The sequence below is a fragment of the Streptomyces sp. NPDC028368 genome (assembly GCF_055565615.1).
Genome location: NZ_JBVHTY010000001.1, coordinates 494,797 through 517,549, shown reverse-complemented (window position 1 = coordinate 517,549; position 22,753 = coordinate 494,797). Strand labels below are relative to the sequence as shown.

21 protein-coding genes are annotated in these 22,753 nt (G+C 71.8%); 6 read left to right on the top strand and 15 right to left on the bottom strand.

Going from position 1 to position 22,753, the window contains the following annotated elements:
- Positions 1 to 26 precede the first annotated feature (26 nt).
- The gene (locus tag ACZ4S3_RS02280) at positions 27 to 1,280 is read left to right on the top strand and encodes a cytochrome P450 family protein (protein ID WP_467924688.1); all 1,254 of its coding nucleotides are present in this window, start codon (positions 27 to 29) and stop codon (positions 1,278 to 1,280) included.
- Between the two features lie 236 nt (positions 1,281 to 1,516).
- A complete protein-coding gene (locus tag ACZ4S3_RS02275; RefSeq protein ID WP_467924686.1) occupies positions 1,517 to 2,734 on the top strand; it encodes a D-alanyl-D-alanine carboxypeptidase family protein in 1,218 nt (405 codons plus the stop codon).
- A 32-nt stretch (positions 2,735 to 2,766) separates the two neighbouring features.
- On the opposite strand, the gene ACZ4S3_RS02270 is transcribed toward ACZ4S3_RS02275, so the two are convergent.
- The 14 genes from ACZ4S3_RS02270 to ACZ4S3_RS02205 form a co-directional block, all read right to left on the bottom strand.
- Positions 2,767 to 3,321, bottom strand: a complete 555-nt coding sequence (locus ACZ4S3_RS02270) for a GNAT family N-acetyltransferase (RefSeq protein WP_467924684.1) — start codon at positions 3,319 to 3,321, stop codon at positions 2,767 to 2,769.
- A gap of 12 nt (positions 3,322 to 3,333) precedes the next feature.
- Positions 3,334 to 4,143, bottom strand: coding sequence for a DUF309 domain-containing protein (locus ACZ4S3_RS02265; RefSeq protein WP_467924682.1), 810 nt, complete (start codon positions 4,141 to 4,143; stop codon positions 3,334 to 3,336).
- A 59-nt stretch (positions 4,144 to 4,202) separates the two neighbouring features.
- The gene (locus tag ACZ4S3_RS02260; RefSeq protein WP_467924680.1) at positions 4,203 to 4,388 is read right to left on the bottom strand and encodes a hypothetical protein; all 186 of its coding nucleotides are present in this window, start codon (positions 4,386 to 4,388) and stop codon (positions 4,203 to 4,205) included.
- Positions 4,389 to 4,399: 11 nt separating this feature from the next.
- Positions 4,400 to 5,137 carry a response regulator gene (locus ACZ4S3_RS02255; protein WP_467924678.1) on the bottom strand — a complete coding sequence of 246 codons (738 nt, stop codon included), beginning with the start codon at positions 5,135 to 5,137 and terminating at the stop codon, positions 4,400 to 4,402.
- Positions 5,134 to 6,297, bottom strand: coding sequence for a sensor histidine kinase (locus tag ACZ4S3_RS02250; RefSeq protein ID WP_467924676.1), 1,164 nt, complete (start codon positions 6,295 to 6,297; stop codon positions 5,134 to 5,136). The genes ACZ4S3_RS02255 and ACZ4S3_RS02250 overlap by 4 nt, the downstream gene beginning before the upstream one ends.
- 161 nt (positions 6,298 to 6,458) lie before the next feature.
- Entirely contained in the window at positions 6,459 to 6,977 is a 519-nt protein-coding gene (locus tag ACZ4S3_RS02245) for a hypothetical protein (protein ID WP_467924674.1), read from the bottom strand.
- A 194-nt stretch (positions 6,978 to 7,171) separates the two neighbouring features.
- Positions 7,172 to 8,173: a TolB family protein gene (locus tag ACZ4S3_RS02240; protein WP_467925215.1), complete on the bottom strand. Its 1,002-nt coding sequence runs from the start codon at positions 8,171 to 8,173 to the stop codon at positions 7,172 to 7,174.
- Between the two features lie 212 nt (positions 8,174 to 8,385).
- Entirely contained in the window at positions 8,386 to 9,723 is a 1,338-nt protein-coding gene (locus tag ACZ4S3_RS02235) for an MFS transporter (RefSeq protein ID WP_467924672.1), read from the bottom strand.
- A gap of 82 nt (positions 9,724 to 9,805) precedes the next feature.
- The gene (locus tag ACZ4S3_RS02230; RefSeq protein ID WP_467924670.1) at positions 9,806 to 10,777 is read right to left on the bottom strand and encodes a metallophosphoesterase family protein; all 972 of its coding nucleotides are present in this window, start codon (positions 10,775 to 10,777) and stop codon (positions 9,806 to 9,808) included.
- 127 nt (positions 10,778 to 10,904) lie between these two features.
- Complete coding sequence (locus ACZ4S3_RS02225) at positions 10,905 to 11,237, bottom strand: DUF427 domain-containing protein (RefSeq protein ID WP_467924669.1); 333 nt, start codon at positions 11,235 to 11,237, stop codon at positions 10,905 to 10,907.
- Between the two features lie 144 nt (positions 11,238 to 11,381).
- Entirely contained in the window at positions 11,382 to 11,855 is a 474-nt protein-coding gene (locus tag ACZ4S3_RS02220; protein ID WP_467924666.1) for a thioesterase family protein, read from the bottom strand.
- Complete coding sequence (locus tag ACZ4S3_RS02215) at positions 11,852 to 12,892, bottom strand: 3-hydroxyacyl-CoA dehydrogenase NAD-binding domain-containing protein (protein ID WP_467924664.1); 1,041 nt, start codon at positions 12,890 to 12,892, stop codon at positions 11,852 to 11,854. Before ACZ4S3_RS02215 ends, ACZ4S3_RS02220 begins: the two co-directional genes overlap by 4 nt.
- Before the next feature lie 47 nt (positions 12,893 to 12,939).
- Positions 12,940 to 13,827: a beta-keto acid cleavage family enzyme gene (locus ACZ4S3_RS02210; RefSeq protein WP_467924662.1), complete on the bottom strand. Its 888-nt coding sequence runs from the start codon at positions 13,825 to 13,827 to the stop codon at positions 12,940 to 12,942.
- 128 nt (positions 13,828 to 13,955) lie between these two features.
- Positions 13,956 to 14,825: a TetR/AcrR family transcriptional regulator gene (locus ACZ4S3_RS02205; RefSeq protein ID WP_467924660.1), complete on the bottom strand. Its 870-nt coding sequence runs from the start codon at positions 14,823 to 14,825 to the stop codon at positions 13,956 to 13,958.
- Between the two features lie 193 nt (positions 14,826 to 15,018).
- Here ACZ4S3_RS02205 and ACZ4S3_RS02200 point away from each other — a divergent pair, with 193 nt between their 5' ends.
- From ACZ4S3_RS02200 to ACZ4S3_RS02185, 4 genes are all read left to right on the top strand, one after another.
- Entirely contained in the window at positions 15,019 to 17,082 is a 2,064-nt protein-coding gene (locus ACZ4S3_RS02200) for a SpoIIE family protein phosphatase (protein WP_467924658.1), read from the top strand.
- 84 nt (positions 17,083 to 17,166) lie between these two features.
- Entirely contained in the window at positions 17,167 to 18,564 is a 1,398-nt protein-coding gene (locus ACZ4S3_RS02195) for a glutamine synthetase family protein (RefSeq protein WP_467924656.1), read from the top strand.
- Complete coding sequence (locus ACZ4S3_RS02190) at positions 18,564 to 19,733, top strand: amidohydrolase family protein (RefSeq protein WP_467924654.1); 1,170 nt, start codon at positions 18,564 to 18,566, stop codon at positions 19,731 to 19,733. Before ACZ4S3_RS02195 ends, ACZ4S3_RS02190 begins: the two co-directional genes overlap by 1 nt.
- 73 nt (positions 19,734 to 19,806) lie before the next feature.
- A complete protein-coding gene (locus ACZ4S3_RS02185; protein ID WP_467924652.1) occupies positions 19,807 to 21,105 on the top strand; it encodes an MFS transporter in 1,299 nt (432 codons plus the stop codon).
- 96 nt (positions 21,106 to 21,201) lie between these two features.
- On the opposite strand, the gene ACZ4S3_RS02180 is transcribed toward ACZ4S3_RS02185, so the two are convergent.
- Positions 21,202 to 22,749 (bottom strand): M81 family metallopeptidase, encoded by a 1,548-nt coding sequence (locus ACZ4S3_RS02180; protein WP_467924650.1) that lies wholly within the window; start codon positions 22,747 to 22,749, stop codon positions 21,202 to 21,204.
- Between the last annotated feature and the right edge of the window lie 4 nt (positions 22,750 to 22,753).

Here is a 22,753-nt window from a genome sequence, read left to right as displayed (position 1 = left end):
GAGCCGGCCGTCTAGAGTCGTGCTCCATGCAGAACACCGCCGAGACCGGCCCCGACGCCCCCATCGACGTGACGCCCCTCCTCGACGATCCCTACGCCGCCTGTGCCGCGCTGCGCGAGGCGGGTCCGGTGCACCGGATCACCGGGCCCGACGGGCAGCCCGCCTGGCTGGTCACACGTTACGACGACGTCCGCAGCGGGCTCGCCGATCCGCGGCTGTCCCTCGACAAGCGCCATGCCGCGCCCGGCGGTTACCGCGGTTTCGTGCTGCCGCCCGCGCTGGACGCCAATCTGCTGAACATGGACCCGCCGGACCACACCAGGGTGCGCCGCCTGGTGGTGAAGGCCTTCACCCCGGGGCGGGTCGACGCATTGCGGGAGCCCGTGCGGCAGGTCGCCGAGGAGCTGCTGGACGCGATGGAGGAGCGCGGCGGCCGGGCGGACCTGATCGCCGACTATGCGGGGCAGCTGCCCATCATCGTGATCTGCGATCTGCTCGGCGTACCGCAGCGCGACCGGCGCGACTTCCGGGCCTGGACGGACGCCCTGATCACCCCCGATCCGACCAAGCCGCAGCTGATGAAGCAGGCGATCGGGGCGATGCTGGAGTTCTACACCGGCCTGATCGCCACCAAGCGCGCGGAACCCGGCGACGATCTGCTCTCGGACCTGATCGCGGCGCGCGACGACGCCGGCGGCACGGAAGGCGACCGGCTCAGCGAGGACGAGCTGACCTCGCTCGCCTTCCTGATCCTCTTCGGCGGTTACGAGAATGCCGTCCACCTCATCGGCAACGCCACGCTCGGCCTGCTCGAACGCCCCGTTCAGTTCGACCAGTTGCGCCGTAATCCGGCCGAACTCCCGGCCGCCGTCGAGGAGTTCCTCCGTCATGACGGTCCCGCTCCACTGGCCATCCGCCGCTTTCCCAAGGAGGACCTGGAGATCGGCGGCGTACGGATCCCGGCCGGGGAGACCGTGCTGCTCTCCATCGCTTCCGCGAACCGCGACCCCGCCCGCTTCCCCGATCCGGACACTTTCGACCACGGGCGGGACCTCTCCGGGCACCTCGCACTGGGGCATGGAATCCACTACTGCCTCGGTGCTCCGCTGGCCCGTATGGAGACCGAGATCGCGCTCGGTGCGCTCATCAGCCGGTTCCCCGGCCTGCGACTGGGCGTCCCACAGGGCGAACTGCGACGTCGGCGCTCGCTGCGCGCGCGTGGCCTGATTTCGCTCCCCGTGACCTGGGAATCGAGAAACGAACAAGCTTTTGAGGCGTAACCGCTCCCCGATGCGGTAGAAAGGTCTTGAGACCCGCCCGGTGTGCATCCCCCGTCGCACCGGGCGGGTCGTTGTTTGCAGATGCGATCCGGTGGGTCTGTCGTCCGGTGGCCCGTCCTCCGAAGTCCCGTGGCGCGGTGTCCCATGAGGTGACACGCCGGGCGGGCGGCGGCCTGTTTGGTCCGTCTGGCGCATCCACGCTGCGGGCCGCCAAGGCCGTTCTTAGCGTGACGGGCATGGCAACCGACGCGCTGCATTCCAAAAGAGCCGCTGCGGTGGCGGCACTCGCTGTCGCCGGACTCTCCCTGTCCTCCATATCGGCCGCGGCCCACCCCAGAGCCGCGGGGCCGGGGAGCCGTCAGCCCGCCTCGTCCGGCGCGGGCGTGCAGGTCGCCGCGGCGCCCGGTGTGCCTGAGCTTCCGGACGGGCTGTCCGCCCGCTCGTGGATGGTGTCCGACGCCGACACCGGCGAAGTCCTCGCCGCCAAGGCGCCACACCGCAGACTCCCCCCGGCCAGCACCCTCAAGACCCTGTTCGCGGTCACCGTGCTGCCCAAGTTCTCGGCCGACACCGTCCGCGAGGTCGACGCCAACGACCTCGAAGGTGTCGGGAACGGCAGCAGCCTCGTCGGCATCGAGGAGGGCGGGCGGTACCGGGTCGCCGACCTGTGGCGCGGGGTCTTCCTCCGCTCCGGCAACGACGCCGTACACGTCCTGGCGTCGATGAACGGCGGCTGGGACGCCACCGCGCAGGAGATGCAGAAGACCGCCGGCAAACTGGGCGCCCGCGACACCACCGTGAAGTCCCCGGACGGCTACGACACCCCCGGCCAGGTCTCCTCGGCGTACGACCTGACCGTCTTCGGCCGCGCCGGACTCGCCAACGCGGACTTCGCACGCTACTGCGCCACCGCCCATGCCCGGTTCCCCACCAGCGATGGCGCCACCCAGATCGAGAACACCAACCGGATGCTCTCCGGCTCACACGGGATGACCCGCTACCCCGGCATCATCGGAGTCAAGAACGGCTACACCACCAACGCCGGCAACACCCTTGTCGCCGCCGCCCGCCGGGACGGCCGCACGCTCCTGGTCACCGTCATGAACCCGCAGTCCGGAGAGAACAACGCCGTCTACAAGGAGGCCGGTGCCCTGCTGGACTGGGGCTTCGACAGCGCCGGCAAGGCCCGCCCGATCGACACCCTGCGCACGGTACGCGCCGTCCCCGAGCACCATGCCGATACCCAGCGCCACGCCGATACCCGGCACCATGTCGATATACGGTCGCTGACCACCGACAACTTCAGGCCGAAGACCGGACACGTCTCGTCCGGGAACTCCGTCACCGGGTGGTGGGGAGGCGGCGTCGGTGCCGTGCTGCTGGTGCTGGTCGGCGCCTTCGCCTGGCGCCGGCACGGCCGGCGGCGTGCCGGGCCGCCGGAGGAGGAGCGCTAGGGCCTGATCCAAACGACAGGCGCTAGCCCCGGTCACGGCGGATTCGCATGATCGACCGCGCGGATCCGCCGTGTGCCGTGGTGGCACCTGAGCAGGTGGGTCGTACCGCCGTTGTCCGCCGAGTCGTCCTCGGCGGTCTCACGGGTGCGGCGAAAGCCGACCTTGCCCAGCGTGGTCAGCGAAGCCGTATTCCGCTCGGCCACCGTCGCGTACACCTCTGACAGACCCAACGGGCCGAGGCCGTACCCGACGAGAGCCTCGGCCAGTTCGGTGCCCAGGCCTTGGCCCCATGCGTCGACGGCGAGCCCGTAGACGATTTCGTGGCCGTCGACCACCTTGGCGGGCTTGATCTCGGCGTGCCCCACCAGCCGCTCTCGCCGGCGCACGGCCCACACGTCGAAGCGGGCTCTGGCGTACACATGAGTGAAGATACGGCCGAACACGGTGCGGTACTCGGCCTCGCTCCAGGGGCCGTCGCCCATCCACCGGGACACCCGCGCGTCCATGAACAGCGCGACGAAGTCCTCTTCGTCGGCGCGGACGTACGGCTCCAACACCAGCCGTTCGGTGCGCAACGTCGGGGTCACGGCGGGCGGCCGCTATCCGGCGCTGCGCAGCCGGGGCGCCGTCCCGGCCGCGGACACCGGGCTGGTCACACCGGGCAGCCGTGCCGTCAACTCCTGTGCCCAGCCCGACAGTCCGGTGATGTCGATGCCGTACGGGGCGGTTGCCGCGTACGGCGCGATGGCTACCACACCCCGGTCGAGCAGGGCCGCGGCGCCGGAGACATTGCCGCGCGCCGCATGCGTGAGGCCGACGGCGAGCTGGGCCAGCCCGCGCCACAGCCCGCGTTCCTCCTCCGGCGCGGCCTTCCAGGCGTCCTCCAGGACCTCGTGCGCATGGAACGGCATCCCTTCGTCGAGCAGCCGCTGCGCCTCGGCCAGCGCCTGCGCGGGCGTACGGGGCACTCCTTCGGGCTGCCGTGCCACGCCGGGGGAGCCGTACGGCAGCGGGCGTCCGAGCCCGTCCCGGGGGCGGGCGTTACGGGCCCGGCCCTGGTCATCGCGGTCCCGGGCGGGGGAGCGGGAGGCGGAAGGAGAGGGGGAGGTGGAAGGAGCGGTGGCGGGGCGGGGTGACGGGGCGGCCGGGGGCGGTTCGGGGGCGGTTTCCGTCGCGGCGCCGCAGTGCTCGCAGACGTCGCTGTCCAAGTGCTCGCGGATCCGCCCGCAGGCGTCGCACACCATGTGCAGCAGGCAGGCCGGATCACCACCTATACCGCCCGCGCTGCCGGTGCCGCCCGCGCTGCCCGTGCCGGCGGTGCCGCCCGCGCTGGGCTCACCGGGCTCACCGGGCGCGCCGGGCTCATCGGGCTCGCCGTATCCGTCGTCCGTGTCCTTCGTGCCGTTCACCCTTCGATTGTGCGCCGTATGGTCCGCCCGCGTCGCCCCGGGGCGGAAGCCGCGGGTCCTCACACGATCTCCCAGCCCAGCTCCCCCTCCGCCGTGACCACGCGCTCGTAGTGGTCGAGGACTTCGCCGGTCTCAGGCGGCGGCAGCCGGCCGGCCACGAGACCGTCCTCTCGGCCACCCAGCGGTGATGGCCAGTTGTTCCCGGTCCGGGGGAAGTTCAACGCGACCGCCGCGACCAGGCTCACCCGGGCAGCGCTCAGTCCGCCAGTCCGGTGCGATAGGCGTAGCGGACGGCCTGCGCGCGATCACGTACGCCGGTCTTCGCGAAGATGCGGTTGACGTGTGTCTTGACCGTGGCGCGGCCGAGGTAGAGGCGTTCGCCGATTTCGGCGTTGGACAGCCCCTGCGCGATCAGTGCCAGGACCTCCGCCTCACGGGCGGTCAATTGCTCTGGCAGGGGAGCGGGGATGTCCCACCTCGGCTGAGCCGGTTCGGGTGCGGTGATCGGGGATGTCGACGCGTCGCCGTCCGGAACCGCCTCGGACTGTGGCGGCAGGCCGGAGGTGACGGCCTTGACCAGACGTTCCTGCACCACCGTATCCAGCCAGACCCGGCCGCTGTGCACGGCCCGGATCGCCCGTTCGATCTCGTCCGCGCCTGCGTCCTTGGTGAGATATCCCTTCGCCCCCGCCTGCAGCGCGGGGAAGACCGACGCGTCGTCCGCGTACGTCGTCAGCACCAGCACAGCTATCCCCGGGGCTTCCGCACGCAGCGTCCGGGTTGCGGCGAGGCCGTCCGTTCCTGGCATCGCCAGGTCCATCAGCACGACATGCGGGTCGTGCTCGAGGGCCAGCGCCACCGCCTCCGCGCCGTCGGCCGCACCCTCCACGACCTCCATGCCCGCGTTCAGGCCGATCAACAGCATCAGGCCCTCGCGGGTCACCCGCTGGTCATCGGCGACCAGCACCTTGATAGGGGCCACGGAATCGCTCATGCCGGTATCTCCATCTCCACGGTCCAGCCCTGCCCGGCGGGTCCGGTATGGCTGCGGCCGCCGACCCGCTCGATGCGCTCGCGCATGCCCCGCAGTCCGTTTCCACCACCCGTCCACGCTTCGACGGGCGGTGCGGGAACGCTGGTTCCGGCGTCGTCGTCGCCCGCACCGGCAGGTCGGCCCTGGTCCGAGACGGTCAGTGTGGTGGCCTGGGGCGTGTAGCACAGCACCACGGCAGTGGGCGAGCCGGCGGCGTATCGGGCGGCGTTGGTGAGCGCCTCCTGGGCTCCCCGGTACAGCGCGAGATGCGCCTCCGGCGCCAGCGTCCGGGGCTGCCCGATCACCGACAGCGTTATCGGCAGCGCGAGGTCGCGGCGGCACCGGCCGACCAGCGTGGTGAGTTGGTCGACCATGGGCACGTCGTCGCCGCGCAGGGCGGCGACGGCCCGCCGCGCGTCGGAGAGGCCCTCCCGTGTCAGTTCGCCGCTGCGTACGATCAACTGGTGCAGGGCTGGGTCGACTTGGTCACGTTCGGCGAGCTTGCGGGCGCCCTCCAGCTGAACGGAAAGCGCGGACAGCGATTGCGCCAGGATGTCGTGCAGTTCCCGGGCGATTCGGGTGCGTTCAGCTACCGCGACGGCACGTGCCCACGCCTCACGCGAGTCCTCCAACTCGGCGAGCAGCAGTTCGGTGTGGTCGTGTCGCAGCCGGGCCTGGCGGGCGAAGACGTAGGCGGCGCCGAGCACCCCGCACAGCAACGCGCTGGCCACCGCGCTCTGAAGCGCGTTGCGAGAGGGGCTGACGTACGCGGTGATGACCGCGATCGCCACCGTCAGTGGTGCCGCCAGCACGACTGCCGGCCGCGGCCGCAGGCGCGCGAAGAGCATCGCCACGGCGGTGGAGACGGGGACCACCATCATCGAGGACGGCTGGAGAAACGCCAGCACATTGCCGCTGGCGCCCAGGACCAGCGGCAACGCGGCGATGGCCGCCTCCGCCTTCCCCCTGTCGCGGGCCAGGGCCGCGAGGGCCAGCGACAGCAAACACCCGGCCAACGCCAAGCTGATGACGAGGTGCTCGCCGACCACCCCCGGATACGGCCGACTCCGCAGGACCGAGGCGGCGGTCAAGACCATGACCACCCACAGCGCCAGGTGCATCCGCGCAGCCTGACGCGCGGCACGCTCGGCCGCACGCGACCGGGCCTCCGCCACCCTCGGACTGTCCCCCTGACAACCGCCGGGCGGCGTTGAGCTCATGACGGACAGCATAGGAGCAGCCGGCCCCGGAGAAACCGGGCCCGGCTGCTGCCCTACGGTGTTCACGCCGTTGCCGGGCGGGCGTTGGCCGCGGAGGAGGTCAACCGGTAGGCGCGGTAACGGATCACCACCAGCCGGGTCACCGCCTGGGCCAGCGCCATCATGACGAACGCAGCCACCCACGCCTGGGCCGAAGTGATCTGATGGGTACGGCTGAAGTTGGTGATGGTGTCAGCGGCGCCGTGGTCGTGAGCGAAGGCGAAGCCCATCCGGAACGCCATGCCGAAGACCCACAGAGCTGCGGCGGTGAAGCCCGCCTTCGCGTAGACGCCGTCGGCCTTGTGTCGAAGGTGCGTGGTGATCCCGCAGAGCACTCCGAGAGCCGCTCCCGAGCCGGCCAGCACCAGTTCAAGGCCCAGATCATTGCCGTCCGTAGGCACCGACCGCAGGTAGTACGCAGCGGTGGCGCTGACCAGTACGACAGGGAGCACCAGGTTGATCAGGTCCAGGCGACTGCCACGAACCTGGCGCACGACGAGCAGGACGAGGATTCCGTTGATGAGGTAATCGATGATGTTCACGGCTCCAAGACTGCTTCGACCGTGTCCGCCAATCGTCAGCCCCTGGGTTGAGCGGCGGGTTGATGGCCGTCTCCACCCACGGGTTGAAGTGGTACGAGCCGGATACGCATCAAACGTGGTGGGCCGGGGCGGTGTCCCGGGGCTCGCCACGTGATCGGCAACGAGCTACCCAAAGGCGCTGCCCAAGACACTGCCTAGCGGATCAGCGTCGGAGACGAGGCGTTCGGAACGCGGAGAGACGGGGTGCCGCCGCCGTCTGCTGGGACGGTCCAGATGTCGAAGGGCCGGCCGTCGCGGCCCGGGAGGGCGTAGGCGAGGGTGCCGTCGTCCAGCCAGGCGGCCTGGTCGTCCACGCTGCGGGTTTCGGCGACTGGATGCTCGTGCAGGGTGCGCAGGTCCAGGACGTACAGCCGCCAGGGGCCGGTGGTTCCCTCGCGCACTCGCTTCTTGAAGGCGAGCCGGGTGTTGTCGGGGGAGAGCGAGGGACATTCGACGTTCTCGCGAAGGGTATGCGCGGCCCACTTCCGCATATTGCCCTCGACCAGGTAAGTCTTCCCCTTCGTCGAGACCGTCGCATAGAAGCGGTTGTCGTCGCGGGCGAAGGTGACGCCCCAGTAGTTGACGTCGGGGGAGTGGTAGCGGCGGCCGTCGAGGGTGAGCGGGATTTCCTCCATGTTCTTGATGAGGTAGCCGGTGCGGGTGTCCAGGAGGGAGGTGCGGGTGGAGAACGTGCTGGCGGCGTACGAGTCCCCGGTGGCGAACATCGTCCACGACAGCATCCGGCCGGACGCCGAGACCCGGGCCCGGCTGGGGATTCCGGTGAGCGCGATCCGCCGCTTCTCGCGCAGCCGCCGGTCCAGCACGACGGCGTACGACCGGGGCGGGATGCCGGGGCGGCGCTGCAGGCACAGGGCGGTGCCCGCGGCCGCGGAGAAACGCTCGCAGGCGGGGCCGCCGGTGGTGCGGTGGTCGGCGGGCCGGGCAGCGTGGGCCGGTGTCCGTGGGACGGCATCCGGCTGAGCGGACAGGCGGGCCACCCGGCCGGACCCGGCGCCCGTGCTGCGGAAGTACAGCCGGCCGTGGTCGAGGCCGAAGGCGGAGGTGGCATCGGCCGGTTCGGCGCGCCGGGCGGCGCTCACGGTGTAGACGACGGCGACGGTGGCCAGGATCGCGGCGGCGGTCGCCACGGCGACGATCCGGGCGCGGAAGGAGAGCGAGGAGAGCGAGGCGAGTGAGGCGAACGGGGTGAACGGGGCGAGCGGGGAGGTGTGTGCCGGAACGGGGTCGCCTTTCCGCTGCGACGTCGACAGCGATGGCGGCGCCGATGGTGAGGGCGAGGGGGAGGGCGGTGGGGAGGGCGCGGGCGGCGGCGTTGCGGCCGGTTCGGGCGCCGGTTCCTTCGGTGGGTTCACGGGTGGGACGGCCGCCTTTCCTGATGTTCCGGAGGCTGTTCCGGGCGGTGTTCCGGGCGGTGAGGGCGGTTACGGCGGCCGGGGCGGTTACGGCCGGGAAGCAGCGCGGTCGCCGCCGAGAGGGCCACGGCCAGTGCGGCGACGGCAGCGATCAGCGCGGGCCCGGTGCCCCACAGCGTCCAGGCGGCCCCGAATCCGGCGGCCGCCAGCAGACGGCATAGCGCTTGCCCCGTCTGCAGCAGCGCCATCCCGCTCGCCCGCCGCGCGGCCGTCAGAACGGGCCCGGCGAGCGCCATCAGGACGCCGTCCGTCGCCGCGTAGAACACCCCCAGCAACAGCAGCACACCCACCAGCAGCACCGAGCCCGAGTCCGTCGATGCCAGCAGCACATAGCCGCCGAGCAGTGCCGCATGCCCGCACAGGAAGGGAACCCGGCGCCCGATACGGTCCCCCAGCCGCCCGGCAGGCACCGCGAGCAGCAAGTAGACCGCGGCGGCGCCCAGTGGCAGAAGCGGGAACCAGCTGACGGCGAAGTCCAGCCGGCGCTGGAGAAGCAGATAGAGGAACGAGTCGCCGATGGTGGCCGCGCCGAGCAGCGCAGCGGCCGCGAAGATCCGGCGGAAGGCGGGGTCGCGGAGCGGCGCCAGGAGCCCTGCGCCTGCGCCGGCGCGCGGGCGCGGCTCGTCGGCCGGTGGCTGCGGGGGAGCGGGCAGCGTGGCCCGCCCCGGTACGAAGGCGACCAGCAGCAGCACACCCAGCAGTCCGGCACAGAAGCTGACGACGAAGACCGCGTCATACGCGTCCGCCGTGGCCCACAGCAGCGCGAACGCGGCCAGCGGGCCCAGCAGGGCGCCGGTGGTGTCCATCGCGCGGTGCACGCCGAAGGCGCGGCCGAGCGCGTCCGGCGGGGCGCTGAGCGAGATCAGCGCATCGCGCGGCGCCGTCCGTACCCCCTTGCCGATACGGTCCGCGGCGAGCGACGCGCCGATGCCGGCCGTGCCGCCGCCCGCCAGCAGCAGCCCGAGGCGGGACAGCGCGGAGAGGGCGTAGCCCGCGCCGGCGACGAGTTTGTGCCGCCCGCCGCGGTCCGCGGCATGCCCGCCCAGCAGCCGCACCAGCGCTGTGACACCGTTGTAGAGGCCGTCGAGAAACCCGAACTGGAGCGGGGAGAGGCCCAGTTGGAGAACGAAGTAGAGCGGCAGTACGGCGGTGACCATCTCGGAGGAGATGTCCGTGACCAGGCTGACCGCGCCGAGGGCCAGAACCGGCCCCCCGACGCGGCCCCGCGTCACCTTTGTCGCCGTCGCGGCCGCGTCGGTGGTCGCGAGATACATCAATCAGGCCGCCTGTTGCTCCCGTTGGTCCCGTTCGCCCTGCCGGTCCCGTTCGCCCTGCGGGACCCGTTGGTCGTGGGACTCAGTGGCATGAGTAGGCCGGGCTGCTGTCCTTCGTGCTGCCGTCCGTGCCCACCAGGTCCCAGGAGAACCCGCTGTCGGTGAAGTTCAGCTTCACCACGCCGAAGGTGTCGGTCAGCCGCTTCTCGCTGTTCGGCTGCACCTCCTCGATCTTGTACGGGTTGGCCCCGCCCATCCCGCCGAGGAGTTCGACGATCCCGTTCTTGTCGGCCTTGCCGTTGGGGTCCTGCGGCGCGAAGCGCTCGTAGTGATGATCGTGGCCATTGAGGACCAGCTCGGCCTTGGCGTCGTAGAGCAGCTTCCAGACCGGGCGGCTGACCGGGTCGTTGCCGTGCTCGCCGGAGGAGAAGAGCGGATGGTGCCAGTAAGCGGCCACGCACTTCTTGGCGTTGGCGGCCAGGTCGGCCTTGAGCCAGTTGGTCTGCGCGGTGTCCAGGTTGTTGGAGTCCAGCGCGATGAAGTGCCAGTTGTCGTGGTCGAAGCTGTAGTAGCTCTTGCCCTTGGGGTAGGCGATGGCGCCGAAGTAGGCCTTGTAGCCCGCGAGTTCGCCGTCCGGGTCGTAGGTCTCATGGTTGCCGGCGACCGGGTGTGTGGTGTCCTTGAAGGCGCCCCAGCTCGTGTCGTAGTAGCTCTTGAAGTCCTTCAGCCGGGCGTCGTCGTACTGGTTGTCGCCCATGGTCATCACAAACGCCGGGTTGATCTTCTTCACCAGCGCCGCGGTCTTGGGGTGCTCACAGCCGCTGTCGTCGGCGGTGCACCGCTCGGCGATATCGCCTGCCGCGACGGCCGTGAATCCACCGGCCCGCGCGCCGGCCGCACGGTCCGGCGCGGCGTCCGCGCGGCCGGCGGGCGACCACAGCACCACCCCGCCGGCGAGCGCGAGCGCCGCGCCCGCGGCGGGCAGGGCCCAGCGGGGGCCGATGAGCCGCGGGTGCTTCCTCGAGTGGTTCTCGGTGCGGGGGGTCGACGTCATATCCGTCTCCTGAGTCGGCGTGGGGGAGCCGTCCCGAGGAATCCTGACGGGCGGCCATGTACGCGTCAAGGAGGCGGAGAAGAATTGTTAGGAAACTTTCCTACTGTGTGTTCGGATCCCTCGCGCGTCAGCCCAACTCGACCTCGTAGAAGCAGAGATGGTCCTTGATCTGCGCCACATCCGGGCGCGGCTCAGGGTAGGCCCACACGATGTCCTCCGGGCCACCGGGAAGTGACCAGTAGGAGGCGGTGCCCTTGAAGGGGCAGACGGTGTGGGTGTCGGAGGGGGTGAGGAGGTCGGTGCGGACGTCCTCGGGCGGGAGGTAGTAGCGCACCGGGTAGCCGGTTTCGGCCAGGAGGAGCGGGCGGTGGGTGTCGGCCAGGAGCAGGCCGTTGATTTCGACGCGGACATGGTCGGTGCCCTGGGTGACCTCGATGTGGTGGCCGCGGGTGGTGGTCATGGTGGCGTCCCGTCGTCGGTGAGCGGATGGGCTGTCCTGCCAAGGGTCGCACTGTGCGGGGTTACGGGCCCTCCGGCGCGGAATGGAGGAGCGGGACGCGGGCGAGGGCGGCGCGGAGGGTGTCAAGGGTCGGGGCGACGGGCCTCAGACCTCTCGGATTCCGCGGCCCGCCCACTCCGGCGCCGCACCGGCCAGGCCGCTCAGGTACGCGAGGGTGGCATCCGGCAGCGCCGTGGCCCGCCCCGCCTCCTGGTCGACGTGCAGCGTGAACAGCTCCTCCGTCGCCACCGCATCCCCGATCGGTTCGCCGGACGAGGCCTCGCATACGTACATCTCGTGCAGGAACCGGACCTTCTTCGCTGCCGCCCCCAACACCGTTGTACGGATGGCGAGTTGGCTGTCGCGCGCGACCTCGTGGAGGTAGCGGACGTGCGCCTCGGCCGTATAGAGGGAGCAGCCCGACCGCTTGCGGTAGCCGGCGTCCAGGCCCACCGCATCCATCAGCGCGTCCGTGGCGAAGCCGAAGACCAGGACGTAATAGGCCTCGCTGAGGTGGCCGTTGTAGTCGATCCAGTCGTCCTGGACGGCCTGCCGGTACAGCGGGAGAGCGGCGCTCATCGCTTCGTGTCCCCCAGCCGCCCGGTCGCCCGCAGCACATCGATCACGCCCTGGTCCCGTTCGGCCACCAGATCCGCGTACGTACGCCCGCCCGCGGCCTCCGCGCAGCCGTCGACCATCGCATCCCGCAGCTCACGGTCCAGCTCCGGCGCCTCCAGCCGGGTCCAGGGGGACTTCAGGGACGGGCCGAAGTGATCGAGCATATGGGCCATGCCGCCCTCGCCACCGGCCAGCGCGAAGGTCAGGCAGGGGCCCATGAAGGCCCAGCGCAGGCCCGGCCCCTCGGTTATCGAGGCGTCGATGTCCTCGACCGAGGCCTCACCGTTGGCGACCATGTGCAGCGCCTCGCGCCACAGCGCCTCCTGGAGGCGGTTGGCGATGAAGCCGGGGAGTTCGCGGTCCATGGTGATGACGGACTTGCCGGCCACGTCGTAGAAGCGGGAGGCCCACTCCACCGCGTCCGCGTCGGTCCTCTTGCCGCCGACGACCTCGACCAGCGGGATCAGGTACGGCGGGTTGAAGGGGTGGCCGACGACGAGGCGTCCGGGGGCGGCGGCTGCCCCGTCGTCGGGCTGCATATCGGTCATCGGGTAGCCGGAGGTGGAGGAGGCGATGACCACGCCGGGGCGGGCCGCCGCCGCCAGCTCGGCCAGCAGCGAGCGCTTCAGCTCCAGCTTCTCCGGGGCGCTCTCCTGGACGAAGTCGGCTTCGGCGACCGCTTCCGCGAGGGTGGGGGCGACCGTCAGGCGGTCCCGGGAGGCGCCCTCGGCCAGGCCCATCTGCTCCAGGGCGGGCCAGGCGGCGGCGACCAGGCGACGGAGCTTGTCCGCCGCGTCGTCGGCCGGGTCCCAGGCGGTGACGTCGTAGCCGCGGGCCAGGAAATGGGCGACCCAGCCGCCGCCGATCACACCGGCGCCTATGCAGGCGACGCGGCGCACCTCCTCGGGGGCGCAGGGGGCGGGAGTGGTGCCAGGGGTGGCTGCCAGGGAGATGTCGGGGGTGGGTGCAGGGATGGCTGCAGGGGTGTTTTCGGGCATGGGGGAGCGGCTCCAAGAGGGAGTGGGGGAAGGGACGGCGGTGGGGCTTACGCGCGCGGCTTCAGGCCCAGTCGGGCCCGCGCCCGGTCCGGCGTCGCGACCGACGCGCCCAGCAACTCGGTGATCTGGACGGCACGTTCGACCAGCTGGCCGTTGGTGGCCTTGACGCCCTTGCTGAGGTAGAGGTTGTCCTCCAGGCCGACCCGGACATTGCCGCCGAGCAGGATCGACTGGGCGACCCACGGCATCTGCATCCGGCCGAGCGCGAAGCTGGCCCACTGGGCGCCCTCGGGCAGCATGTTCACCATCGACTGCAGTACGCCGGGGTCGGCCGGTGCGCCCCACGGGATGCCCATGCACAGCTGGAAGATGGTCGGGTCGTCCAGCAGTCCCTCGGTCAGCAGCTGCTTGGCGAACCACAGCTGGCCGGTGTCGAAGATCTCCAACTCCGGGCGTACGCCCAGCTCCTGGATGCGCTTGGCGCCGGCCCGCAGCATGTCGGGGGTGGAGACGTAGAGGTTGGATCCGTCGCCGAAGTTGAGCGAGCCGCAGTCCAGGGTGCAGATGTCGGGGAGGAGTTCCTCGACGTGGGGGAGGCGTTCGAGGCCGCCGACCAGGTCGGTGCCGGGCAGCTGCGTGAGCGGCGCGTCCGGATCGATGACCAGATCGCCGCCCATGCCGGCGGTCAGGTTGATGACGACGTCGGTGCCGGTCTGCCTGATGCGGTCCACGACCTCGGCATACAGGCGCGGGTCGCGCGACGGATCGCCGGTTTCGGGGTCGCGTACGTGGATGTGCACCACCGCGGCGCCCGCGGACGCCGCCTCGACGGCCGACGTGGCGATCTGCTCGGGCGTCACCGGGACGTGCGGGGAGCGGCGGACGGTGTCTCCCGCGCCGGTGAGCGCGCAGGTGATGATGACCTCGTTGTTCACGGGGGTTCCCTTCGGTGGGCGTACTGGTGAAGCCGATGGGCGTGTGGGGAAGCCGATGGGTGTATCGGTGAAGGCGGGCGGCCGGCGGCGGGCGTGCGGCGGCGGGCGTGCCGGTGGCGCCGGTCGCCTCAGCCCGCCGTGAGCTCGCTCTCCACGAACGCGAGGAGCGCGGCCTGCATGGTGTCGGGGGAGGTGCTGTCCGGCGCGGTGGCCAGTACCTGGGTGGCCAGGCCGTCGATCAGCGCGGTCAGGCGGAGTGCGGTGAATTCGGGATCGACGGTGCGGAAGACGCCCTGGCCGATGCCCCGCCGCAGGACGTCGGCGACGGTGGTGCGCCACTGCCGGTAGTAGTGCTCGTGCAGCCGGCCGACGGCGGTGGAGCGGGCGGCCTGGGCCCACAGGTCGAGCCAGACCAGCCACTGCCGGCGCTGCTGTTCGGTGCGCGGGGTCTGCAGCGCGATCAGATGCAGCAGCTCCGCGCGGGCGTCGGCGGCCTCGGCCAGGCCCGCGGCGCGGCGGTCGGTGTCCTCGTCCATGCACCAGCGCACGGCCGCCTCGAGCAGCTCGTCGCGGCCGGGGAAGTGGTAGTGCACGGCAGCGGTGCTCGTCCCGCAGGCGGCGGCGATATCGGCGACCCGTACGCCGTGGAAGCCGTGCTCGGCGATCAGCCGCACGGTCTCCCGCACGATCTGCAGCGGCCGGCCGCCCTCGGGGACCGGCACCGGTTCGCGGCCGGGCGACGGCGCCGGGCGCTCCGGTGCGCCGAGCAGCCAGCCGGTGTCCACCCCGCCGATATCGGCGATCCGCACTATCTCGGCGAGCGTCAGGCGCCGGGTGCCGCCCAGTGACCTGGAGAGCTTCGAGGGGTCCATCACGATGCGGCGGGCGAATTCCCGGTGGCTGCAGCCGAGGCGGTCGATCACCTGACGGACACGGTCCGTGACGTCCCCGTCGTCATCGGCGACCCGGGTTCCGGGGTCTCCGGCGTCTTCCTTCATGGTCGGGGACCGTAACAGTGCGTTGAGGTAATCGCAACGGTCGGGGTGGCGGGAGAAGGGGGAAGGCCGCTTAGGAAGGGGAGGGGCGGGCGGTGTTGTGGGGCGACTGATGCGTGAGTCAGGGGTGGTGAGCAGGTGGCGGCCGCATCATCTGGGGCAGCCGAAAAGGGCGGGAATGTGGGAAAGTGACGACATGGCTGACCGGGGAGCAAAGCGCCCCACCGTGTCGGTGCCGGACGACTGGCCCGCCCACCCGGACCTGACCCTGGCTCTCAACGGCATGGGCGGCTTCGACTGGGACCTCGACAGCGGGCTGATGCACATGGATCCGCCCGCCCTTGAGGTCTTCGACATGCTTCCGGCGGAGTACGACGACCGGCCGGGGAGCCTCAGCAGCCGCGTACCGCCCCATGAGGCGGCCCGCCTGGACGCCCTGGTGGCCCGCGCCCTCAAGGACGGCAGTGACTCCTACGGCGCCTATTTCCGGGTACGGCTGCGGGACGGCGAGATGCGCTGGACGCACGCCCAGGGCAGCATCCGCCGCGACCCCACCGGAAGGCCCCGCCGCATCATCGGGGTGGTCCGGGACGCCAGCCACGAGTACACCCATGCGGCGGAGCGGCTCGCGGTCGATGAGGAGCGGCGGCGGCACACCAGCGTCGTGGAGCGCACCACCGCGGCCCTGGCGCACGCCAGAACGGTCGGTGAGGTCATCGCCGTACTGGCCGATGAGCAGGGGCTGAGCCGGCTGGGAGCGGAGAACGTCATCCTCGGGCTCGTCGAGGCGGGCCGTATCCGCCTGGTGTCGGAGGGCAAAGCGGGAAGTTTTGTGCCCGATCTCGAGTTCACGCGGATCGGCGACGAATTCCCGATGAGCGAGGTGGTACGCACCCTCACTCCGCGTTATGTGTGCAGCCGCGCCGAATTCCAGTACGGCTACCCCCGGCTGTGGCCCGCCATCGAGCCGCTGAACGTCCACTCCGCCGCCTATCTGCCGCTGATCGCCCAGGGCCGCCCCATCGGCGTGATCGGGCTGTTCTTCGAGCGGGAGAGCGACTTCCGCGACCAGGAGCGCAACGTCCTGCTCGCGCTCGGCAGCAGCATCGCGCAGAGCCTGGCCCGCGCCATGCTCTACGACCAGGAGCACGACCTCGCCGCGGGCCTCCAACAGGCGATGCTGCCGCGCCGGATCCCCGGAGTGCCCGGCGCCCAGGTGGCGGTCCGCTACCGCTCCGCCCGGATGGGCCGCGACATCGGCGGCGACTGGTACGACGTGATTCCGCTGCCCAACGGCCGGGTCGCCGCCGTCATCGGTGACGTCCAGGGGCATGACACCCAGGCCGCGGCCCTCATGGGCCAGCTGCGCATCGTCCTGCGTGCGTATGCCGCCGAAGGGCACGCGCCCGCCACCGTCATGGCCCGCGCCTCCGCCTTCCTCAACGAACTCGACACCGACCGCTTCGCCACCTGCATCTACGTCGACGCGGACCTGAGCACCGGGGCCGCCCGGTTCGTCCGGGCCGGACATATCGATCCGCTGCTGCGGCACGCCGAGGGGATCTGCCGCCGGCTGCCGGTGGCCGGCGGGCTGCCGCTCGGCATCGCCTCCGAGTTCATACGGCTCGACTACCCCGTCACCACCGTCCATCTCGCCCCCGGCGACACCCTGGTGCTGTGCACCGACGGCCTCGTGGAGCGGCCCGGCATCGACCTCGACGACGGAATGCGGGACTTGGCCAGAGACGTCCGGGAAGGCCCGCAGGACGTACAGCAACTCGCCGACCGGCTCTGCCGGGCGGTGGACGGGGGGACCGGCGAGGACGATATGGCGCTGCTCCTGCTGCGCCGCCTCGGTGCCCCCGAGCACGACACCGTCGGCCGGTTCCGGCAGCACATCGCGCCCGCCGACCCCGACGCGCTGTCCGCCGCCCGGCACATGATCCGCGCCGCCGTACGGGCCTGGGGCGCCCGCGAGCGCTCCGAGGAGATCGAACTGGTCGCCGACGAGCTGATCACCAACGCCCTGCTGCACACCGACGGCGAGGCGATCGTCAACATCCGGATGCCGCACAGCGCCATGCGGCGGCTGCGGCTGGAGGTCGAGGACCACTCCAGTAGCCTGCCCCGGCGCCGCGAACCGGGCGAGGCCGGCGTCTCCGGGCGCGGCCTGCTGTTGGTGGACCGGCTGGCAGATGTCTGGGGTGTGGAACCGCGTGGCACCGGAAAGTGCGTATGGTGCGAGTTCAACTGCCCCTGACCGGGAAGGCGCTGAGCCGGACCGGCACCGGCGGTACCAGGTGCCGGGAATCGGCACGGCCAAGTGAGGACGGTAGGACGGCTTATGGGATCGCCTGCGGAAGGCCGGGGGGACGCCCGTCAGTTGACGGCGCAGCTGGACGCGGAAGGCGTCCGGAATGTCGCAGTGACCTGGGTGGACAATGCGGGCATCGCGCGCGTCAAGGCCATTCCCGCCGCGCGGTTGGCCCATGCCGCGCAGCGCGGCGTCGGCATGGCGCCGGTCTTCGACGTCTTCACCTCCGAGGACGCCATCACTGAATCTGCACACCTCGGCGGCCCCACCGGCGACCTGCGGCTCTTCCCCGACCTCGACCGGGTCACCGTCCTTGCCGCACAGCCCGGCTGGGCCTGGGCCCCGGCGGACCGCTACGACCAGCAGGGGCAGCCCCACCCCGCCTGCCAGCGCCAGTTCGCCCGCACCATGGCCGACCGCGCCACGGCCGCCGGCCTCGACCTGCGGATGGGCTTCGAAACCGAATGGGTGGTCACCCGCGCACCGGCGGGCCACGACCCCGCCCGGGACGACGCGTACGCACCGCTCGACCACCCCTGCTCCGGCCCCGCGTACGGCATGACCCGCATCGTCGAACTGTCCGACTACCTCCGCGACGTCAGCGAAGCGCTGACCGTCCAGGGCGTCGAGGTCTTCCAGATCCACCCCGAGTACTCGCCCGGCCAGTTCGAGGTGAGCTGCGCCCCCGGCGACCCCGTCCGCGCCGCCGACGACGTCGTTCTGGTCCGCGAGACCGTCCGCGCCGTCTCCGCCCGGCACGGCCTGCGCGCCTCCTTCGCCCCGACCGTCGTCGCCGGACAGGTCGGCAACGGCTGCCACCTCCACCTCAGCCTGAACCGCGACGGCAAGAGCCTGCACCGCACCCCGGACGCCGAATGGGGCCTGGCCCCCGAAGCGGTGGCCTTCCTCGGCGGCATCCTCGGCGCCCTGCCCGCCCTCCTGGCCGTCGGCTGCCCCTCGCCCGCCAGCTATCTGCGGCTGCAGCCCTCCCAATGGGCCGGCGTCTACCAGTGCTGGGGCGTCGAGAACCGGGAGGCGGCGCTGCGGCTGATCCCCGGCGCCCCCGACGACCCGGACGGCGGCAGCGCCGAGATCAAACCCTTCGACGCCGCCGCCAACCCCTACCTCGTCGTCGGCTCCGTCATCGCGGCCGGCCTGCACGGCATCGAGACCGGAGCGCAGCTCCCGGCGCCGGAGACCGACGACCCCGGCACCCTCGGCGTCCGTGAGCGGGCCCGGCGCGGCATCGTCCGGCTGCCCGCCACCCTCACCGAGGCCGCCGACCGGTTCGAGAAGTCGGCCCTGCTGTCCGAGGCGATGGGCGCGGTGCTGCACGGCGCGGTGCTCGCCGTGCGGCGGGCCGAGGAGGCGCGGTTCGCCGAGGTCGACGCCGAGGAGCTCGCCGCCGCGACCCGCTGGCGCTGGTGATGACCGCGAACGCCCCGGGGCCCCTCCCCGGCCCGGACGACGGCCTGCCGCCGCTGGTGGACCACCACTGCCACGGAGTGCTCCGGCACGAACCGGACCCCGGGACGTTCGCCTCGCATCTCACCGAATCGGACCGCCCGCCCGCCGCAGGCACCACCTTCTTCGACACCCAGACCGGATTCGCCGTCCGCCGCTGGTGTGCGCCGCTGCTGGACCTCCCGGCCCACTGCCCGCCCGACCACTATCTGGCCCGCCGCCGCGACCTCGGCCCGGACGAGACCCGCCGCCGGCTGCTGGGCGCCACCGGCATCGGCGCCTACCTCCTCGACACCGGGCTGCCCGGCGACCTCACCGGCCCCGCCGAGACCGCAACGGCCGGCCGCGGCACCGGATACGAGGTCGTCCGCCTGGAAGCGCTGGCCGAACGCACCGCGATCGGGGTACGGGACGCCGACGAGTTCATCCACACCCTCGACGCCGCGATCCGGGACGCGGCCCGCACCGCCGTCGCCTTCAAATCCGTCGTCGCCTACCGGCACGGGCTCGCCCTCGACCCGCTGCCGCCGGCCCCCGGTGAGGTGCACGCCGCCGTCCGCGGCTGGCTGGCCGCCGGACTGCCCCGCCTCAGCGACCCCGTCCTGCTGCGCCATCTCGTCTGGCAGGCCATCGCCACCGGCCGTCCCCTCCAGCTGCACACCGGCTTCGGCGACCCCGACCTGCGCCTCGACCGGTCCGATCCGGCACTGCTCACCGACCTTGTCCGGGCCACCGCCGACACCGGCACCGACCTGGTACTGCTGCACTGCTACCCGTACCACCGCCAGGCCGGCTACCTGGCGAGCGTCTTCCCGCACGTCTACGCCGACATCGGGCTCACCCTGACCCACATCGGCCCCTGCGTCCCCGCCGTCCTCGCCGAATTCCTGGAGCTCGCCCCCTTCGGAAAGCTGCTCTTCTCCACCGACGCCTACGGCCTCCCGGAGCTCTATCTGGTCGGCAGCGCGCTCTTCCGCACCGCGCTCGCGTCCGTACTCGGCGACTGGACCTCCTCCGGGGCCTGGTCGGCGGACGACGCCCGGCGGGTGGGCGCGATGATCGCGGCGGACAACGCCCGCAGGGTGTACGGCCTCCCGGCGAACCGGTTCACCGCGGAAGGGCCGGCCGCGTAAGGGGCGCACCGCACGAGCGCCTCTTCCCGCCCTGCCGTCGGCCGCGCCCCCGCAGCGTGCTTTACTGCGCCGCGTGGCCCCTACAACGACCTCCGGCGAGACGTCCCGTCCAAGCCCGGAAAAGGGTGAAATACCCCTGCGCTCCCGGATATTCGCCGACCTGACCCCCCTGCGTACCTCTCCGGACTACCGCCGCCTGTGGTGTGGCAACACCGTCTCCTGGATGGGCCAGCAGATGACCGCCCTCGCGGTCTCCCTCCAGGTCTACGCCATCACCAAATCCACCTTCTCGGTCGGCCTGGTGGGGCTGTGCTCCCTGATACCCCTGGTCGTCTTCGGGCTCTACGGCGGCGCCATCGCCGACACCGTCGACCGCCGCAAACTCGGCCTGTTCAGCGCGACCGGCGCGACCGTGATGTCCATCGCGCTGGCCGCCGCGGCACTGGCCGGCTACCACCGGGTCTGGCTGCTCTACACCGTCGTCGCCCTCCAGGCCGTCTGCTTCGCGATGAACTCCCCGGCCCGCTCCTCGATGATCCCCCGGCTGCTGCCCACCGAGCAGCTGCCTGCCGCCAACGCCCTCAACTCGCTGACCAGCAACCTCGGTCTGATGGGCGGGCCGATGCTGGGCGGCGTGATCGTCGGCCTGTGGGGCTACCAGGCGGCGTACCTCATCGACGTGGCGGCCTTCAGCGGCTCCCTGTACGCGATGTGGCGACTGCCGGCCATGCGCCCCGACCAGGGCGACGGCCCCCGCCGCCGCGCCTCCGTCCTCGACGGCCTCCGCTTCCTCGCCACCCGCCCCAACCTCCGCATGACGTTCTTCTCCGATATGGCGGCGATGGTGCTCGCCCAGCCGCGCGCCCTGTTCCCCGCGATCGCGGTGCTCTGGTTCGCCGGGGACGCCAAGACCGTCGGCCTGCTGGTCGCCGCGCCCGCGGTCGGCGCCGTACTGGGCGGACTGTTCTCCGGCTGGCTCGGCAGGATCCGTCGCCACGGCCTGGCCATCCTCGTCGCGGTCGCCGCCTGGGGCGCGGCGATCGCCTGCTTCGGGCTCTCCCGGCACCTGTGGCTCGGCCTGTTCTTCCTGGCCGTCGCGGGCTGCGCGGACACCATCTCGATGGTGTTCCGCAGCACCATGCTCCAGGCCGCGACACCGGACGCGATGCGCGGCCGCCTCCAGGGCGTCTTCATCGTGGTGGTCGCCGGCGGCCCGCGCCTCGGCGACTTCCTCGCCGGTTCGGTGGCCGATCTGACCTCACCGGCCCTCGCGGTGATCGGCGGCGGCCTCGCCTGCGTCGTGGTGGTCACCGCCCTGGGTCTCGGCCGCCGCGCCTTCGCCCGCTACGACGCCCGCGACCCACAGCCGTAGCCGTGCGGTGGGGCCTGGTCGACCGGGGGCTCGTCGACCGGGACCTGTCCCACCGGACACCTGGTCCACCCCGAGGCCTGAACCTCCGGACAGGCCCTAGGGGATCCGTTCCCCCACCCCCTGGAGCAGCACCGCCGCAAGGTCCGGGTCCTCGAACCCCTCGTCGTCGAACGGGTAGAGCGGTCGCCGCACCTTGTGGTGGCCCAGTCGCAGCAGGTCCTGGTCCACGCCGCCGGGGGTGAGCGCGAGCAGCCAGTCCGCGGCCATGGCGTACAGCTCGGGCTCCAGGTAGCCGATCTTGACGACCACCAGGTCGTACGCGAGCGGGTCCAGTGTGCCGAAGTCCGCGCGGGTGTGGAACGGTTTGCGGCGTTCGGTGAGCACCACCGTCACCCCGCCGCGGGTGACGGCCGCGGTCCGCCCGCCCCCGTCATAGGCCGGATTGCCGCGCGGCGCACCGGAGTGGGGGGCGGGCGGCTCCTCCAGCGCGGTGACCGTGCCGGTCAGTTCGTACGGCTGGGCGTGCGGACCGGTTCCCGCGCTGACCTCGCCGCCGACACGGAGTGTGACCTCGGCGCCCACCCCCGCGGCGAAGCAGGCGGCGACGGCCTTCGGGTCGGTGATGCCGGGGTGCAGGGCGGTGACCCGGCCGTTGGCCAGGTCCTCGTGGGCCAGCAGACGGCCGAGCATGTACGGCAGATCCCCGGCGCCGCCCGCGGTCGGGTTGTCGCCGGAGTCGCTGATCAGGAAGGGGCGGGCGGGAGAGGCGACGGCGCGGGCGATGCAGTCGTCGGCGTCGCCGGTCGGCCCGACGAAGACGAAATCGCGGCGTGCGTCCCAGTATTGACGGGCCAGCAACTGCGCCTGGCTGAGGGCGAGTTCGGGATCGTCGGCGGTGATCACGACGGCGGCCCGGCACCGCTCCTCATCGGCCCAGGCATAGCCCACCCAGATCGACGCGTCGACGATTCCCTCCCGCGCCTCCACCGAACTCAGCTGTCCGTAAAGGGACTTGGCGGGCTCCAGTCGGGTACTGGTCTTCTCGCCCGGGAGCAGCACCGGGATCTGCACCCACGCGCGATACGGCCGCCCCCTCCCCGACTCCAGCCGTTCCACGAGCTTGCGGGCGGCCCTCTCGCGCGTCTGCCAGGCGTCCTCGTGCGGGGCCAGGCGGTGTGCGGTGAGCAGATCGAGGCGTTCGGCGAAGCGGCGCGAGACATTGCCGTGCAGGTCCATGGCCGCCGAGATCAGCGTGTCCGGTCCGGTCGCGGCCCGTACCGCGTCGGTCAGATCGGCCTCCGCGTCCTCGAGTCCGACCACGCTCATCGCGCCGTGAATGTCGTAGACCAGGCCATCCAGCGGCCCCGATTCCCTTATGCGGTCGGTCAGTTCACCCTTGATGCGGTCGTAGGTGCCGCGCTCGACGGGGCCGCCGGGCAGCGACACGGCATGCACCAGCGGCACCCACTCGACGCGTGCCGCCGGATCGGCGTCCGGCCGGGTCCAGGTGTAGCGGCCCAGCAGCGCCTCGCCGCGGGTGACGCGGAAGTCGTCGTACGTCGAGCGGTGCGGGCAGAACTGGCTGGACTCGATGGCCATACCGCCGATGCCGATCCGCAGACGACGGCCGGTGGGAGTGGGCATGGGG